15 protein-coding genes and 2 tRNA genes are annotated in these 15795 nt (G+C 62.2%); 6 read left to right on the forward strand and 11 right to left on the reverse strand.

Annotation, left to right across the window (positions count from 1 at the left end):
* Nucleotides 1-1320: serine/threonine-protein kinase (locus tag CR103_RS16150; protein ID WP_180279419.1), on the reverse strand; the 1320-nt coding region annotated here is incomplete at its 3' end.
* Nucleotides 1321-1614: 294 nt separating this feature from the next.
* Between CR103_RS16150 and CR103_RS16155 the strand changes: the two genes are divergently transcribed.
* Nucleotides 1615-2916 carry a dicarboxylate/amino acid:cation symporter gene (locus CR103_RS16155; RefSeq protein WP_099916979.1) on the forward strand — a complete coding sequence of 434 codons (1302 nt, stop codon included), beginning with the start codon at nt 1615-1617 and terminating at the stop codon, nt 2914-2916.
* A gap of 69 nt (nt 2917-2985) precedes the next feature.
* Here CR103_RS16155 and CR103_RS16160 read toward each other — a convergent pair whose 3' ends face one another.
* The 4 genes from CR103_RS16160 to ligD all read right to left on the reverse strand — a co-directional run bounded on the left by CR103_RS16160 (nt 2986) and on the right by ligD (nt 8312).
* Nucleotides 2986-3444: a hypothetical protein gene (locus CR103_RS16160; RefSeq protein ID WP_180279420.1), complete on the reverse strand. Its 459-nt coding sequence runs from the start codon at nt 3442-3444 to the stop codon at nt 2986-2988.
* A 42-nt stretch (nt 3445-3486) separates the two neighbouring features.
* Nucleotides 3487-3849, reverse strand: coding sequence for a contractile injection system protein, VgrG/Pvc8 family (locus tag CR103_RS16165; RefSeq protein WP_229443240.1), 363 nt, complete (start codon nt 3847-3849; stop codon nt 3487-3489).
* Nucleotides 3850-3970: 121 nt separating this feature from the next.
* On the reverse strand, nt 3971-5641 hold the full coding sequence (locus CR103_RS16170) for an L-lactate permease (protein ID WP_180279431.1): 1671 nt from the start codon (nt 5639-5641) through the stop codon (nt 3971-3973).
* Between the two features lie 127 nt (nt 5642-5768).
* On the reverse strand, nt 5769-8312 hold the full coding sequence (gene ligD, locus CR103_RS16175) for a DNA ligase D (protein ID WP_099916982.1): 2544 nt from the start codon (nt 8310-8312) through the stop codon (nt 5769-5771).
* Between the two features lie 300 nt (nt 8313-8612).
* Here ligD and CR103_RS22785 point away from each other — a divergent pair, with 300 nt between their 5' ends.
* On the forward strand, nt 8613-8990 hold the full coding sequence (locus CR103_RS22785) for a hypothetical protein (RefSeq protein WP_180279421.1): 378 nt from the start codon (nt 8613-8615) through the stop codon (nt 8988-8990).
* 186 nt (nt 8991-9176) lie between these two features.
* Here CR103_RS22785 and CR103_RS16185 read toward each other — a convergent pair whose 3' ends face one another.
* Both CR103_RS16185 and CR103_RS22170 read right to left on the reverse strand, forming a co-directional pair.
* Nucleotides 9177-10022, reverse strand: coding sequence for an alpha/beta hydrolase (locus CR103_RS16185; RefSeq protein WP_099916984.1), 846 nt, complete (start codon nt 10020-10022; stop codon nt 9177-9179).
* A complete protein-coding gene (locus CR103_RS22170; RefSeq protein ID WP_143752647.1) occupies nt 10019-10363 on the reverse strand; it encodes a hypothetical protein in 345 nt (114 codons plus the stop codon). The genes CR103_RS16185 and CR103_RS22170 overlap by 4 nt, the downstream gene beginning before the upstream one ends.
* A 4-nt stretch (nt 10364-10367) precedes the next feature.
* Here CR103_RS22170 and CR103_RS16195 point away from each other — a divergent pair, with 4 nt between their 5' ends.
* On the forward strand, nt 10368-11312 hold the full coding sequence (locus tag CR103_RS16195) for a LysR family transcriptional regulator (protein WP_099916986.1): 945 nt from the start codon (nt 10368-10370) through the stop codon (nt 11310-11312).
* A gap of 1 nt (nt 11313) precedes the next feature.
* Complete coding sequence (locus CR103_RS16200) at nt 11314-12273, forward strand: D-2-hydroxyacid dehydrogenase (RefSeq protein WP_099916987.1); 960 nt, start codon at nt 11314-11316, stop codon at nt 12271-12273.
* A gap of 49 nt (nt 12274-12322) precedes the next feature.
* On the opposite strand, the gene CR103_RS16205 is transcribed toward CR103_RS16200, so the two are convergent.
* A complete protein-coding gene (locus CR103_RS16205; RefSeq protein ID WP_099916988.1) occupies nt 12323-13468 on the reverse strand; it encodes an alpha-hydroxy acid oxidase in 1146 nt (381 codons plus the stop codon).
* A 270-nt stretch (nt 13469-13738) separates the two neighbouring features.
* On the opposite strand from CR103_RS16205, the gene CR103_RS16210 reads away from it, so the two are divergent.
* Nucleotides 13739-13815 (forward strand) — tRNA-Arg (locus CR103_RS16210).
* Here the strand turns inward: CR103_RS16210 and CR103_RS16215 are convergent.
* The 3 genes from CR103_RS16215 to CR103_RS16225 form a co-directional block, all read right to left on the reverse strand.
* A complete protein-coding gene (locus CR103_RS16215; RefSeq protein ID WP_099916989.1) occupies nt 13794-14009 on the reverse strand; it encodes a hypothetical protein in 216 nt (71 codons plus the stop codon). The genes CR103_RS16210 and CR103_RS16215 overlap by 22 nt on opposite strands.
* A gap of 3 nt (nt 14010-14012) precedes the next feature.
* Nucleotides 14013-14468 (reverse strand): MerR family transcriptional regulator, encoded by a 456-nt coding sequence (locus CR103_RS16220; protein WP_099916990.1) that lies wholly within the window; start codon nt 14466-14468, stop codon nt 14013-14015.
* Nucleotides 14469-14592: 124 nt separating this feature from the next.
* Nucleotides 14593-15255 carry a hypothetical protein gene (locus tag CR103_RS16225; RefSeq protein ID WP_143752648.1) on the reverse strand — a complete coding sequence of 221 codons (663 nt, stop codon included), beginning with the start codon at nt 15253-15255 and terminating at the stop codon, nt 14593-14595.
* 99 nt (nt 15256-15354) lie between these two features.
* On the opposite strand from CR103_RS16225, the gene CR103_RS16230 reads away from it, so the two are divergent.
* Nucleotides 15355-15431, forward strand: a tRNA-Arg gene (locus CR103_RS16230).
* Nucleotides 15432-15795: the final 364 nt, after the last annotated feature.

A 15795-nucleotide genomic window follows, 5' to 3' on the forward strand; every position in this document is an offset into this window, starting at 1 on the left:
GGCCGGGGCGGCGCGCTGTTCGGCCGCAGCTCGCGCCTGGTCGGCCTCGCGCGCATGCCACAGCGCGGCGACCGTGACGGCCACCAACGAACCGGCCGCCAGCGCGGCCATGGCAGTGGCCACGAAACAGCGTCGCGGCAGCGGGCCAACGCGGTCGACGCCCGGCGCGGCAGCCGCAAGCGGCGCGCGCGCCAGGAAGCGCTCGAGGTCGCCGGCAAGCGCGTCGGCCGACGCGTAACGCCGGGCAGGGTCGAGGTCGACGGCCTTCAAGATGATGTCGTCGAGGCCGCCGCGCAGCTGGCGCGCTAGGTCAAGGGACGGACGCAGCAGGTCGTCGGCAGCCAGTTCCGGCAATGCCGGGTAATGCCGCTCGAACGCCTGGGACACCGCCTCGGATGGTTTTATCGGCGCCGGCCGTGCCCGCGTGCTGATGATGCCGGTTGCCTCGACCGCGTTCGGCGAGCGTCCGCTCACCAAGGCGTACAGGACGGCGCCGAGGGCATAGATGTCGGCGCTGGTGGAAAGGCTCTGGCCGGCGAGCTGTTCCGGGCTGGCGAACAGCGGCGCCGGCTGCCAGGCGCCAGCCTCGCCAGGGCCGTTCGACCCGCCGCCGTGGTCGCCGACCAGCCCGAAACCGAGCAGTTTCAGCGCACCGTCGGATTCAATGACGATGTTGGCCGGCGCCAGATCACAGTGGATCACCAGGTGCTGGTGCGCGTAATGCACCGCGCGGCAGACCTGGGCGAACAGCGCAATCCTCCCGTCCAGGCCCTGCGCCGCCTTGGCACAGTGCTGGCCGATCGGCACGCCGGCGTTGCGTTCCATGACGAAAAACGGGCGGCCGTCGGTGCTAATGCCGGCGTCGATGGGGCGCGCGATGGCCGGATGGTCGAGGTTCGACAGGCGCTGCCGTGCGCGCTGAAAACGCGCCAGCGTGTCGCCGTACTGCCCGCCGGCCAGGGCGATTTTGAGCGTTCCGGCCTGGTGGGCAGCGCCGTCGCCGCGCTCGGCCAGCAACATCGCGTCGATGCCGTCGCCCCCCAGGTCGCGCAGCACCCGCCAGTCGCCCACCATCTCGTCAAGGCGCGCGGCGATGACGGTTGCGGGCCCCGGCTGGGCCGGCACTGGTAATAAAGCTTCCAGCGGGGCCTCGATGAATTCGTCGAGCACGTCAATACGCGCGAGCAAGCTGCGCACCAGTTCCAGCAGTTCGGGTTCGCCCTCGCAGGCGCCGGCGATGAAGCGCTGGCGTTCCTCGGGCGCCAGGTCGAGCGCCCGGTAAAGCAGCGCGTTTGCCGGTTCGTGCAGGTGTCGGGTCATGGGTCGGGTCATGGGTCGGGTCGCCAGTTCGCAGGTTCAAGCGTACGCATCTTTGGTCCCTCTCGCGAAGGAGCGAAGATGCAAATCGCTCATAAAATTAGCAATGAGTATATTTTGACGATTCAATCCAGACAACTCATTTCGTTCTGCCGGCAGCATTGTTGCGCCGCGAGCCACGGCCGGCGGACCCGGCGCTGCCAATAAAGTTTCCGTCCTTGTGGAAAACCACAATTGATCGCGATGGCAAATTGCGCCACCATCGCGCCACTATTACAAAATTCACGTGAGACATTCATGAAAAAACCTTTCTACAAAATCCTGTACGTCCAAGTGCTGTTCGCCATTGTGTGCGGCGTGCTGCTCGGAATTTTCTATCCCGCGCTGGCGGTGGACATGAAACCGCTTGGCGACGGCTTCATCAAGCTGATCAAGATGATCATCGCGCCCGTCATTTTCTGTACCGTCGTCGCCGGCATCGCTGGCATGCAGGATATGAAGAAGGTCGGCCGCGTCGGCGGCAAGGCGCTGTTGTACTTCGAGGTGGTGTCGACCTTCGCGCTGGCGATCGGCCTGATTGTCGCCAACATGGTGCGTCCGGGTGACGGCTTCAACGCCGACCCTGCCACGCTCGACACCAAATCGATCGCCCAATTCACCGACAAGGCCAAGTCGCAGAGCACGGTCGACTTCGTGATGAACATCATTCCGAACACCTTCGTCGACGCCTTCGCCAAGGGCGATATCCTGCAGGTGCTGCTGATCGCGATCCTGTTCGGCGTGTCGCTGTCGATGCTCGGCGAGCGCGGCAAACCGGTCACCAAAATCATCGACGACCTGTCGCATGCCATCTTCGGCGTCGTCGGCATCATCATGAAGGTTGCCCCGATCGGCGCGTTCGGCGCGATGGCCTTCACCATCGGCAAATTCGGCATCGCCTCGCTGCTGCCGCTGGCCAAGCTGATGGGTTCGTTCTACCTGACCTGCTTCCTGTTCGTGTTCATCGTGCTGGGCGCGATTGCCAAGCTGACCGGTTTCTCGATCTGGCGCTTCATTTCCTACGTCAAGGAAGAGCTGCTGATCGTGCTCGGCACCAGCTCGTCGGAAAGCGCCCTGCCTGCCCTGATGCGCAAACTCGAAAAGCTCGGCTGCTCGAAATCGGTGGTCGGCCTGGTAGTGCCGACCGGCTACTCGTTCAACCTCGACGGCACCAACATCTACATGACGATGGCCGCCTTGTTCGTGGCCCAGGCCACCAACACCGATCTAACAATGGGGCAACAGCTGACCATCCTCGGCGTGGCGATGCTGACCTCGAAGGGCGCCTCAGGCATCACCGGCGCCGGCTTCATCACCCTGGCGGCGACCTTGGCGGTGGTGCCGACCATCCCGGTGGCCGGCATGGCGCTGATCCTGGGCATCGACCGCTTCATGAGCGAGTGCCGCGCGCTGACCAACTTCATCGGCAACGGCGTGGCGACCATTGTCGTGTCGAAGTGGGAAGGCGAGCTCGACCACGACCGCCTGGCGGCGCAATTGGCGCATCCAACCCACCTGGAAGAAGACAAGGAAATGTTCCCGGTGCGCGAGGCGGCGTAAGGCTGCCGTTGTTGTGGACGTAAAAACGCCGGGTTCATCCCGGCGTTTTTGTAAGTATTCCTTGCCTGGTCATGCAGTTCGCGACCGCCCCTCCTCAACCCTGCCCGCCGCCGAGATAAGTGCACTGTCGCTTCCGCCATATATCTTGCGGAAGCGGAGGTAGCCTGCCCTGCCTGCGATCGGCCCCAGTTCGAACGCTTCGCGTCCTTCGGTCAGCATCCGGAAAATCTTGTTGGTGCGGGCGTATTCGTCAATAGTCCTTTGTTCCTCATCGGTAAAGCGACTGTGTGGCGGCTGATATTTCGGCGCACTCGCCGGCGGCTTGCGTCCAGTCAGGCTGAACGACGTCCGTCGACTCGCCAGGAACTCTTTTTCAAGCGACGCGTTGCGCTCGCGCTCAGTGTTGAGTTGCTTGACTCTTTTTACAAGCGTGGCATGTGCGTCATCCTCAGTTTCCGGATTGCCCGGAATAAGTTTGAACCATGCGCGGGAGTCGTGCACATGCTCATCAAAGAAAGTGAACACCACGGCCGGCGGCGGTGACGCCTTGCCCCTGTTTGCCAACCACTTCTATTGTAAGGAGTGATCCCACATCTCTTGAGCCGCATCGTCCGGAGAAGCGTTAAATTCGGCCGTCGACAGGCGCAGCCGGTAACGCGTCAGGCCGCCGGCGCTGGCCAAGGTCGCCACCTCGGAGAGGTAACCGCCAAAGTGCACCCGCGTGCCGTCCGCCAGGCTGATCTCGAGGCTCGCCTGCTGTCCCAGCAATGCCGCATGGGGAATCGCCGCGCGAGTAGATAGCGCGATGACGTCGCGCGCGGACAGGGCGCGGCTTGCCCGCTCATCGTCAAACTTCAGTGCGTAAAGACGGGTATGGCTGGCGTAGTCGGACAGCGCAGTCAGCACCTGGCCAGTGAGCGAGGAAGTCGTCAAGGCGCCGCCTTTCCGATGTCGAAAAAAATTGTCTATCGGAAAATATTAAGCTCGATCAAGGCGCGCTGCTTGTTCCAAATTAATTTTTTATAAAGTCGGCAGTGACTCGATTTATGCTGTCTTACCGCACCACCATGCTGGTAAACGGCGGTACGTACGCTTGCAGCGACACCAGCAAACCGACCAGCAAGGCCAGCGCCACCGAATGGAAGAACACGAAGCGCAGGATGTCGCCTTCGTGGCCGACCCATTTGGTCGCCGTTGCCGCCACCACGATGGACTGGGCGTCGATCATCTTGCCCATCACGCCGCCCGAGCTGTTGGCCGACGCCATCAGGATGGGCGACAAGCCCAGTTGCTCGGCGGTGGTCTTTTGCAGGCTGCCGAACAGTACGTTTGCCGCGGTGTCGGAACCGGTCAGCGCCACCCCGAGCCAGCCGAGCATGGTGCCAAACAGCGTGTAGAACGCACCGGTCAAGGCGAACGCCAGGCCGAGCGTCGCATCGAGCCCGGAGTACCTGGTCAGGTAGCCAACGGCGAACATGGCGCAAATTGTCATCAGCGAGTAGCGCACCAGCTTGATGGTTTCCCAGTATTGCTTGAGGAGCTGGCGGAACGAATAGCCCATCAGTAAACCAGCGAGAATCGCCGCGACGAAGATCCCGGTGCCGGCCATCGACAAAACGTTGAAATTGAACACGGCCGCTTCGGCCAACGGCGCCTTGACCACCGGCGGCATTTTGATGACCAGCTTGTCGAGCCCGGTAATAGTGTATTTCCAACTCCAGATGCTGTCGAGGAATCGCTTGAACAACGGGGTGCCCCAGATGAACACCAGCACCGACAGCAGCGCCCAGGGCATCCAGGCCTTGACCACGCTGATGTTCGCGCCCGAGGCGTCGACCGTCGGCACGACGTCATGGACGACGTCTTTCATCGAATCGTCGTGATAGTTGGCGAAGGCGGCCGTGCACCAGATTTTTTTCGGCTGCCAGATCTTCATGAACAACACCAGCGAGCCCATCGACACGATCGACGCCACCACGTCGACCAGCCACGGCCCGTGGTAGTTCGAGACCAAGAACTGCGGCACCGCGAACGATACGCCGGCCACCAGGATCGCCGGCCAGATTTCCGTCATGCCCTTCCTGCCGGCGAATGCCCAGATCAGCCAGAACGGCACCAGCACGGAAAAGAACGGCAGCTGGCGGCCGATCATGGAAGACAGTTGATGAAGGTCGAGGCCGGTGACCGCCGACAGCGCGATGACCGGCGCCCCCAGCGCGCCAAACGCCACCGGCGCGGTGTTGGCGATCAGCGCCAGTCCCGACGCGGCCAGCGGCGAAAACCCCAGCCCGATCAGGATGGCGCCGGTCACCGCCACCGGCGTGCCGAATCCGGCTGCGCCTTCGAAGAACGCGCCGAAGCAGAACGCCACCAGCAACAGCTGCAGCCGCCGGTCTTCGGTAATGCCGCTGATGCTGCTCTGTAGCACCTTGAAGTAGCCGTTCAGTGTCGTCAGCCGGTGCAGGAAAATGATGTTGAGGACGATCCAGCCGATCGGAAACAGTCCCGATGCGATGCCCAGCCCCGCCGCGCGCCCGGCCATTCCGGCCGGCATGCCAAACACGATCACCGCGATGCCGATGCCGATCAGCAGCGCGAGGCCGGCCGCGAGATGGGCCCGCATGTGAAAGAAGGCCAGCGCTGCCAGCAGCACCCCGACCGGAATGCCTGCCACGAGGGTCGACAGCGCAAAGTTTTGCAGGGGATCGTACACCTGTTGCCAGATCATGATTGCCTCCAATGTATTAACACGAGTAGCTATCCACCTCTGTCGTCAAGTGTACATCCGGGATGCGGACCAGCCGCGCTCCATACCTTTCGTAAAACCGCCGGCGAAGCAGCGCGTCAACCGTCTACCCGGGTGGCGTGAAATCAAGGCGTTTCATCGCCGCCGACAAGCTTCGCGCCGCCTTGGCATAGCCGGCCCACGGCGCGTTGCCCTGAGCCACGCGGGTGTGGGCGTTGCGCACGTTCCACTGGTCGCCGGCGTTGACCGACATCAGCTCATCCCACGCGAGCGGCACCGAAATGCCCAGGCCCGGCCGCACGCGCGCCGACCACGCCACTGCCGTGGTGGCGCCGCGCCCGTTGCGCAGGTAGTCGATGAACACCTTGCCGACCCGGTTGCGCGCGCCGCTCTTGAAGGCGAAACGCTCGGGCAAGGTGTCGGCCATGCGCCGCACGATGGCCTGCGAAAAATCTTTTACCGTGTCCCAGTCGTAGCCCGGCTTGATCGGCACCACGACGTGCAACCCCTTGCCGCCGCTGGTTTTCAAAAACGCCGGCAGCCCCAGTTCGTCGAGGAAGGCATGCATCAGCTGGGCTGCCTCCTGCACCGCTTTCCACTCGACGCCGTCGCCCGGATCGAGGTCGAACACCATCCGGTTCGGCGTTTCGTACGCTTTGCCGACCGCATTCTGGCTATGGAACTCGACCACGTTCCACTGCGCCGCCGACAGCATGCCGGTAACGCTGCTTACCTCCAGCATCGACGGATGGTCGGGGTCGAGCGCCTGGTCCATCTGCCTGAAGCCGGGCAGTTTGCCGATGTCGGCGTGCTTCTGGAAAAACAATTCGCCGCCGACGCCGCTTGGGGCCCGCACCAGCGACAGTGGCCTGCCCTTGACGTGTTGCATCATCAAGGAGCCGACCTGCGCGTAATAGCGCACCAGGTCGAGCTTGGTAGCGCCGCTCTGCTGGTCGATCACCCGCTCGCCGTTGGTGATGTTAAGGCCAGCCGGCAAGTTTTCGGCGCGCGTATCGAGGTTTTTTTTCACGCTCTCTTGCATGTGTTCGACCTGCTCGCGCGTGATGACGTTGGCCGGCTTGTCGTCGCGCAGCGCCTGGAACACGGCGTGCCGCACGGCGCCGCCAGCGGTCCAATCGGAAAAACTCACCTCGGCGACCAGGGTCGGCGCCACCCAGTGATGCTTGCGGCCGGCGACCGCCTTGGGCGGGAACGGGCTGACGCTGGTGTCGAGCTCGGCAAGCTTTTCTTTCAAATCGCGCAAGACAGCTTCGTTAAAGCCCGTGCCGACGTTGCCGGCGTATTGCAGCACGCCGTCCTTGTCGTGGGTACCCAGCAACAACGCGCCGATGCCGCTGCGCGTGCGTTGCGGGTCGGTGTAACCGCCGATCACGAACTCCTGGCGCTTGCCGCACTTGAGCTTGATCCAGTCGGGCGAGCGGCGCAGCACGTACGGCGAGCCGCGCCGTTTGCCGATCACCCCTTCCAGACCCAGCTTGCAGGCCGCCGCTACCAACTCCTGCGGGTCAAGGCCGAACTCGTCGCTAAAGCGCACCGTATCGGTGGCTTTTTTTTCAAGCACCGCTTGCAAGGCGGCGCGGCGCGCCTCCAACGGCACCGCGCGCATGTCGTAGCCGTCCAGGTAGGGCGCGTCGAACAGGAAATACACGATCTCCATGCTGTCGGAGCCGTCGAACGCGCGTTGTAATTTGCCGAAGTTGGGGCGTCCGTGCTCGTCGTGGACGACAATTTCGCCGTCGTACCAGCCGTCGGGCAGCGTCATGTTCAGCAAAGCCTTGTGCAGGCCGCCAAGCTTGCCGGTCCAGTCATTGCCGTTGCGCGTGATCAGCTTGACGCTCTTGCTCTCGACGCGCGCCAGCATGCGGTAGCCATCGAACTTGATTTCGAATATCCAATCGCGCGGGTGAGAAGGCAGCTGATCGACCAGGGTCGCCAGTTCCGGCGCCAGCATCGCGGGGAGCTCGGCCGTTACCGCGCCAGGCGGCGCCTCGCCGCCGCTGGCCGCTAAGTCCGGGTTTGGTTTCGGCTCGGGGGACGCGTTTGGCGCCATCAGCGCCGGCGTACTGTTGCTCTTGTTCAGCGGCGGCAACTCCTTGACGCTGTCGGGAAACTCGTCGATCACGGAAAACTTGCCGGCTGGCCGCGCGAACGCATCTTCTTCCTTGATCAGCAGCCATGGCGCCTGCTTCTCGCCCCTGCCTTTCATGCGCATCAGCACCCACCTGCCATGCATCTTGTGGCCGTGCAGCTCGAACTTGAGGTTGCCCGCCTCGTAACCGGCGCGTGGGTCGCCCAGCGGCTGCCAGCTGCCCCTGTCCCAAATGATGACCTTGCCGGCGCCGTATTGTTTTTCAGGGATTGTTCCCTCGAAACCTGAGTACGCGATCGGATGGTCTTCGACATGCACCGCCATGCGCTTGTCATGGCTGTCGTAGCTCGGCCCCTTCGGCACCGCCCAGCTCTTCATGGTGCCGTCCCACTCGAGGCGCAAGTCGTAATGCAGGCGGCTGGCCCAGTGTTTCTGAATGACAAAGGTGAGCGCGTCCTTGCCCTCTTCGCCGCCTTCGGCCGGCTCGGAAGTGATCGAAAAATCGCGCTTCGATTGATATGGTTTGAGGGCGTCTGTCATCCATGCAACCCGGCGGAATCGACTATCGACGAGTGTATTGGCAGGGGCGTTGCGCGACTGTTCGCCAGTTCACTTTGCCGGCGAGTTTCGCTTTGTACGCGATTGTAAGCGATTGTAAGCGATTGTAAGCGATTGTAAGCGATTGTAAGCTATTGTAAGCGATTGTAAGCGATTGTAAGCGATTGTAAGCGATTGTAAGCACGTCAACCCGATGCCCGCGGCCGGCGTTTTCGACACAGGACCACGAGATTGTCCCACCCCCTATTTTCAACCAGTCGATCAAGATTAAGGAAACCCATCATGAACAAACTCATCGCCACCCTCGTCGCCGGCCTGTTTGCAACTGCTGCCTTCGCCCAGACCGCTACCACCCAAACTTCGCCGGCAACGACTACCACGACTACAATGCCTGCCACCACGACGACCCCGGCCACCCGGGCCACCGACACCGCGGTCGACGCCGCAAAAGCGGACGCCAAGGCCGTCAAGAAAACCGCCGAGGCCGATGCCAAGGTAGAAAAAGTGGCTGCCGACGCCACTGCCGACAAGGCAATCGCCAACGCCGACAACCAGAAAGCCAAGGCGAAAGCGCAACGCAAATCGGCCAAGGCAAAAGCCGACGCCAAGGCCGACAAGGCTGCAGCGACGAGCGATGCAAAAGTCGACGCCGCCAGGTAAGGAAAACGATATGGCAACAAATTGAGTGATAACTGAAGCAAAAGCATGAGGTAGTTCGGGCGTCACGGCCGCGGTTGCCGTGACGCCGTTTTTTTGCGGATGCCGGTAAAGATCGATGGCAATATGGCCTGCCCTGGCAATACCCATTTCTTCAGCCGCCACCGAGCGAGCGGATCAGCGGTGGGGTCAGCTCGGCTTTACGGTAGTCTCCAGCGCGGCCAGGAAGCGGCCGATTTGGTCGACCGCGGCCGCCTTGCAGGCGCAGTCGTTGCGCGCGCCCGCGTCCTGCAACGGCGCCGGCGCCAGCCGCTTGAGCGTCGTCGCCACGCCGGCGGCAGCCAGTTTGGCCGCATATTGTTCAGCCTCATCGCGCAATGGATCGTCTTCGCCTGACAGGATCAGCGCCGCCGGCAGGTTTTTCAGGCGGCTCGATTGCAGCGGCGACGCATACGGGTGGGTGCGATCGAAGCCGTTCGGCAGGTAGCCACGGTAGCTGGCGGCACAGGTGTCGGCGACGCCGGCCGTGCGTTCGTCCAGCTTCACTTCGCGCATCGAACAGGTGGACAGGCCCGGGTCGAGCATCGGCATGATCAGGATCTGGCCGGCCAGTGGCGGGCCGCCGCGGTCGCGCGACATCAGCGTGCACACCGCCGCCAGGTTGGCGCCGGCCTCGATGCCGGCCACCACCAGCTGCTTGCCGGTCCAGCCCAGTTTGACCTTGTTCTTCTTGGCCCACACCAGCACCGCGTGGGCGTCTTCGACCGCGGCCGGAAATGGTTGTTCGGTGGCAAGCGTGTAGCTCGACGCCAGCACCAGCTGGTTCAACGCGCCGCCGGCCAGGTGGCGCAGGAAGACGTCAGCCTCGTCGAGGTCGCCTTTGATAAAGCCGCCGCCGTGGAAGTACACCACCAGCACGTCTTTTTTGATGCGCGCCGCGACGCCGCTGTACAGGCGGGCGGCCAACGGCCCCCTGGCGCCAGCGACGTCGAGTTCGCGGATTGTCAGCTGCGGGCAATCTACGCCGCCGTTCATCGCACGCTCGCCGCGCCGGCTGGCTCACCATCGGCGCAGGCCAGTTTTACGCCGTCGAACAGGTCATGTGCGAGTGCATCAAAACCGGCGCTTTCGGTCACCGCGGCTTGTTGGAAATGGTCGGTGTAGGCCATGCCGGTCAGGGTCGACAAGCTCAATACCAGCGCAATCTCTATCATAATGACATCTTTGTATCGCATGGCCGTCCCCTTGCCGCTTGCCTTATTTGCTGCATCGAATGATCCAGTACAAGCAGTGTAAACTTGCTCTACAATCTGATAAAGACGCCAACGACGAATTGATTGTTCATATTCCTGAACAATACGGGAAATATGACGCAAAAATATGAATAAGTTGCTGGCGATGGAAATATTTGTCCAGGTAGTCGATGCCGGCGGCTTTACGCGCGCCGCCGACCATTTGCAGATGCCCAAGGCGACTGTGTCGACCATGGTCCAGATGCTGGAGAAGACGCTCGAGGTCAAGCTGCTGCACCGCACCACGCGCCAGGTCAGCGTGACCACCGACGGCGCCGCCTATTACGAACGCTGCTTGCGCATTCTGGCCGACGTGCGCGAAGCGGAAGAATCGTTGTCGCGCAACCGCGCCAACCCCGGCGGACGGCTGCGGGTCGACGTGGCGACGGCAATCGCCAACGACATCATCATCCCCGCCCTGCCCGATTTTTTCGCGCGCTATCCCGGCATCGCGCTCGAACTGGGCTGCGGCGACCGCCCGGTCGACCTGATCGAGGAAGGTGTCGACTGCGCCATTCGCGGCGGCGCACTGCCCGAGTCAAGCCTGATCGCGCGGCGTATCGGGGTGGTGCATTTCGTCACCTGCGCGACCCCCGCCTACCTCGACCTGCACGGCCGGCCAGGCCATCCGAGCGAGCTGGCGTCTCACCGCTGCGTCAACTATTTTTCGTCAAAAACGGGTAAGATCCACGACTGGGATTTTACCCGCGGCGGCGAAAAGGTCACCATCGCGGTGCCGGCCAGTCTGGCGCTGAACGACACCACGGCCTACGTCAGCGCAGGCCTGGCAGGCATCGGCATCATGCAGATGGCCGGCTTCTCGATGGACGCGCACCTGGCCTCGGGCAGGCTCGAACTGCTGCTCGAGGACTGGGTCAGCGCGCCGCTGCCGGTGCACGTGGTATACCCTCACAATCGCCACCTGTCGGCCAAGGTGCGCGTATTCGTCGAGTGGGTGGCCGACCTGTTCATGACCCACCCGGGTTTTCAAACCAAGGCGCCAGTGCGGCGCCCCATTTTAGTAAAGGCCTGACATGCCCCCACAAATTCAGAACATCGTTTTCCTCGACCGCGACAGCCTGCCGGCCAGCGTGCGCCCACCAAAGTTCGCCCACCAGTGGCGCGATTACGCCGCCACCCAGGCAGCAGAGGTGGCCGAACGGCTGCTCGGGGCCACCATCGCCATCACCAACAAGGTGCCGGTGCGCGCCGCCGACATCGCGCGCCTGCCGGACCTGAAGATGATCGCGGTGGCCGCCACCGGCACCGACAACGTCGACCTGGCGGCCTGCCGCGAGCGCGGCATCGTGGTGTCGAACATCCGCAATTATTCGCTCGTGTCGGTGCCGGAACACTGTTTTGCGATGATCCTGGCGCTGCGCCGCAACCTGCGTGCCTACTGCGCCGACGTCGACGCCGGCCTGTGGCAGCAATCAAAGCAGTTCTGCCTGTTCGATCATCCGATCGGCGACCTGGCCGGCAGCCGGCTGGGGATCGTCGGCTACGGCGCGCTCGGGCACAAGGTGGCGCAGCTGGGGCGCGCCTTCGGCATGCACGTGTGCGTGGCGTCGCGTTCGCCCGTAGCCGAGCCCGACGTCACCAACATGGCGCTCGACGAACTATTGCGCACCTGCGACGTGGTGAGCCTGCACCTGCCGCTTAACGACCAGACCCGCAACATGATCGGCGCGCCGGAGCTTGCGCTAATGAAGCCGACGGCGCTCTTGATCAATACCGCGCGCGGCGGGCTGGTCGACGAGGCGGCGCTGGCCCAGGCGCTGCGCCAGGGGACAATCGGCGGCGCCGGCTTCGACGTATTGAGCCGCGAGCCGCCGGCGCCCGACAATCCGCTGCTTGGCGTGCGCCAGCCGAATTTCATGTTGACGCCGCACGTGGCATGGGCGAGCGCCGGGGCGATGCAGACGCTGGCCGACATGCTGGTCGATAATGTCGAGGCGTTTGTGGCGGGGACGCCGCTTAATGCGGTGGGGTAATTTATGAAAAATGGGGTCCTCGCGAGCGCGGAGACCCCATTGCCGGTTTTTAAAACGTCCCCGGCAACAAAATATTCTTGTCCACCCGATTGACGTCCCTCAGCCCGCAAAACGCCATCGTCAAATCAAGTTCGTTGCGAATGATCTCGAGGCATTTGGTGACGCCCTTTTCGCCGCCGGCACCCAAGCCATACAGGAAAGGCCGGCCGATATAGACGCCCTTCGCGCCCAGCGCCAGCGCGCGGATGACGTCCTGGCCCGAGCGGATGCCGCCATCCATGTGCACTTCGATCTGGCCGCCTACCGCGTCGACGATCGCCGGCAGCGCGCCGATGGACGATTGCGCGCCATCGAGCTGGCGGCCGCCGTGGTTCGACACGATCAGGGCATCGGCGCCGCTGGCGGCGGCTAGTTTCGCATCAAGCACGTCCATGATGCCCTTGATGATCAGCTTGCCGCCCCAGCGTTGCTTGACCCACGCCACGTCGTCCCACGACATGGCCGGATCGAACTGCTGCGAGGTCCACGACGACAGCGACGACATGTCCGACACCGCGCTGGCATGGCCGATGATGTTGCCGAAGCCGCGGCGCTTGGTCCCCAGCATGCCCATGCACCAGGCCGGCTTGGTCATCAGGTTGACGATGTTCGCCAGCGTCATTTTCGGCGGCGCCGTCATGCCGTTGCGGATGTCCTTGTGGCGTTGGCCCAGCACTTGAAGGTCGAGCGTGAGCACCAGCGCCGAGCACTTCGCGGCGCGCGCGCGTTCGATCAGGCGCTCGATGAACGGCCGGTCCTTCATCACGTACAGCTGGAACCAGAAAGGTTTGCTGGTGTTGGCGGCGACGTCCTCGATCGAACAGATGCTCATGGTCGAGAGCGTGAACGGCACGCCGAATTTTTCGGCGGCGCGCGCGGCGAGGATCTCGCCGTCCGGATGCTGCATGCCGGTCAGCCCGGTCGGCGCCAGCGCCACCGGCATCGCCACTTCCTGGCCGATCATGGTGGTGCGCAGGCTGCGGTTCTCGAGGTTGACGGCGACGCGCTGGCGGAACTTGATCTTGCCGAAGTCCTCCTCGTTGGCGCGGTAGGTCGATTCGGTCCACGAGCCGGCATCTGCATAATCGTAAAACATGCGCGGCACCCGTTTCTTTGCGAGCACGCGCAAGTCTTCGATTGTGGTGATAGTGGTCATGGGGGCGATCCTCGCAAATTTTTCAAGCCCATAATCTACCAGAAGTGGAGGCCGGAAAATGATCTTTCCGCTGCGCCGCTATGCCGCTCTGGACAAACCCGCCACGTCACTTTACAATGCTGCTTCTTCGGAGGAGCAAGCGCTCCGGACACGATTGCATCGCCCGTCAATGGCGGCGCAAACGGAACACCAGGCAAAGAAATGTTGCTTTAGAAATGGGCCAGTTAGCTCTTTCCGAAGCAGGATGAAACTGCTAAAATGTTTGCTTTCGCGGCTGTAGCTCAGTTGGATAGAGTACTTGGCTACGAACCAAGGGGTCGTGGGTTCAATTCCTGCCAGCCGCACCAAAATTCGTCAGATTGTAAATCGCAAGAAATACAAGCAGAAACAGACTCAGGTCGCTCACGCTCCTGGGTCTTTTTTCTTTGCGCGCGCGGTGTGCACTGCCGGCAGTTACGGCGCAGCGGCAGACCAAATTAATCGGACCGATTGCGCAGGCGGTGGCAAAACGGGCGGCGCGCCAGACCAGCGGGGCAACCATGTCTCATCCTTCAGGCGAAATGTCATGCCCAGCCCTGTTCGACGCCTTGACGCCGCGGTTCTTCATCGTCGCCGGTGGCCCCTCCGGTCCAATCGGCCCACCCTGATTGCGCTGCTCGACAACGACATCCAAACGCTGCCTTGCCCGGTCGCGGATCTCGGTGAGTTCGGCAATACGTTGTTCGAGCTCGTCTACCTTGGCTTGGTAAAGACGGATCACATCGGCGCAAATGCGCTTCCTGGAACGCTCATCGAGCATCGAGGCCACCGGGCGAATTTCATCGAGATTGAAGCCGTTGCGAAGCAGTACCCGGATGCGCATGACGTGTTCGACTGCCGCCTCGTCGAACTGGCGATAGCCATTCCCACGGCGGATGGACATCAACAGGCCACATCGTTCGTAGTGACGAATCACGCGCACGCTGCACAGGGTTTTCTTTGCCAACTCACCAATTAACATCACGATTGCTCCATTGGGTACGCGAGACCGCTCAAGACAAGCGCCAACTACATGTGGGCACGTGGGCCCGTCCGCACTGAACAGACAGGCCTGGATCACCGTAGTGTAGCGCAATCCTCACCAGCTATTTGAAGCCTTTTGCGGCATCCCCCTTCGTTATCGGATGGTCCGGGGTTTCGCTGTCCCACGTCGCCGACAAGACACACCAACGCTTCCCATCGTTCAACAGCTGGAAACTGTTGATCCCGCGGCCCTGGACAGGACCGTCCGGATGCTCGCGTGTTTCATAGGCGCTCCAGACATGGGCAATATGGCCGAAGCGTTGGACGCGCTGGAACATCTCGCGTTCATAGAAGCCGCGATGGGCGAACAGGCGCTTGTTCAGCTCGATGAACTCGGTGAGCGCTTGCGGCGCCGCGGCGAATACCATGGCACTGCCGTGCTGGGTCGGCGTAATCAGGGCGCCTGGTGCATGCAGGCGTTCCAGGCGCGCCCAGTCATGCGCGCTGTCGGCAGGTCCCGACACGATCTCGTAGAGGGCCCTGACCAGGCTTCCCGGATTGGCCGCAGCGGGATCGGCCCGCTGCGTGCCGCAGGCCGGCTGTTCGGCCCGGGCTGCTTCCCCGGCCCGTGACGATGCCGGCAAGACGGTCAGCAAGAGCAGCGAGGCGAGCATGGCGCCGGCGTGGATTTTGACTAATTTCATCGGATTGACCTTGTGTTCGTTCAGGCAGAATTTGCCCGACTCGTAACGCAGGCTAAAGCGTGACACCAGTGTCATGGTCAAGAGAAATGTCGGCGACGACAATCAGGACGTTCTCGGTGCCCTGCCGCGAATTATTTCGTCTTGGCGATCCGCCAAACCCCTGCTATAATCTTGTCTTTCGCGGCTGTAGCTCAGTTGGATAGAGTACTTGGCTACGAACCAAGGGGTCGTGGGTTCAATTCCTGCCAGCCGCACCAAAATTCGTCAGATTGTAGATCGCAAGAAATACAAGCAGAAACAGACTCAGGTAGCTCACGCTTCCTGGGTCTTTTTTGTTTGCGCCTCGCCCTTGCGTTTGCGCTGCCACAATTAAAAATCCGAGCAGGCGTTGCGCTGGCCCGGTAGCCTTATAGTTAAAAAACGTAACTCATCGAGTGATGTTTGGCGTTATTTCTGTCACTTCCAGCAATGGCAAAAACCTGCTCTGACGCGGGGGAAGGTGAACTCCACACAGGACTGCTCCCCGTATTCATGTAAGACCAGGCTTACGTTTTTTAAGCAAGTGTCACAATCTTTACCTCGAGAATATGAAAAAACTTCGCTTCTCCTATGAAGCGTCCA

This window comes from Massilia psychrophila, assembly GCF_002760665.1.
Classification (GTDB): Bacteria; Pseudomonadota; Gammaproteobacteria; order Burkholderiales; family Burkholderiaceae_D; genus JAFCUW01.

Excerpts from the sequence above, each read along its gene's own strand:
- CR103_RS16155 (WP_099916979.1), top strand. The coding sequence starts at position 1,615 with ATGAAAAAACCTTTCTACAAAATCCTGTACGTCCAAGTGCTGTTCGCC.
- ligD (WP_099916982.1), bottom strand. The coding sequence starts at position 8,312 with ATGACAGACGCCCTCAAACCATATCAATCGAAGCGCGATTTTTCGATC.
- CR103_RS22785 (WP_180279421.1), top strand. The coding sequence starts at position 8,613 with ATGAACAAACTCATCGCCACCCTCGTCGCCGGCCTGTTTGCAACTGCT.
- CR103_RS16185 (WP_099916984.1), bottom strand. The coding sequence starts at position 10,022 with ATGAACGGCGGCGTAGATTGCCCGCAGCTGACAATCCGCGAACTCGAC.
- CR103_RS16195 (WP_099916986.1), top strand. The coding sequence starts at position 10,368 with ATGAATAAGTTGCTGGCGATGGAAATATTTGTCCAGGTAGTCGATGCC.
- CR103_RS16200 (WP_099916987.1), top strand. The coding sequence starts at position 11,314 with ATGCCCCCACAAATTCAGAACATCGTTTTCCTCGACCGCGACAGCCTG.
- CR103_RS16205 (WP_099916988.1), bottom strand. The coding sequence starts at position 13,468 with ATGACCACTATCACCACAATCGAAGACTTGCGCGTGCTCGCAAAGAAA.
- CR103_RS16215 (WP_099916989.1), bottom strand. The coding sequence starts at position 14,009 with ATGGTTGCCCCGCTGGTCTGGCGCGCCGCCCGTTTTGCCACCGCCTGC.
- CR103_RS16220 (WP_099916990.1), bottom strand. The coding sequence starts at position 14,468 with ATGTTAATTGGTGAGTTGGCAAAGAAAACCCTGTGCAGCGTGCGCGTG.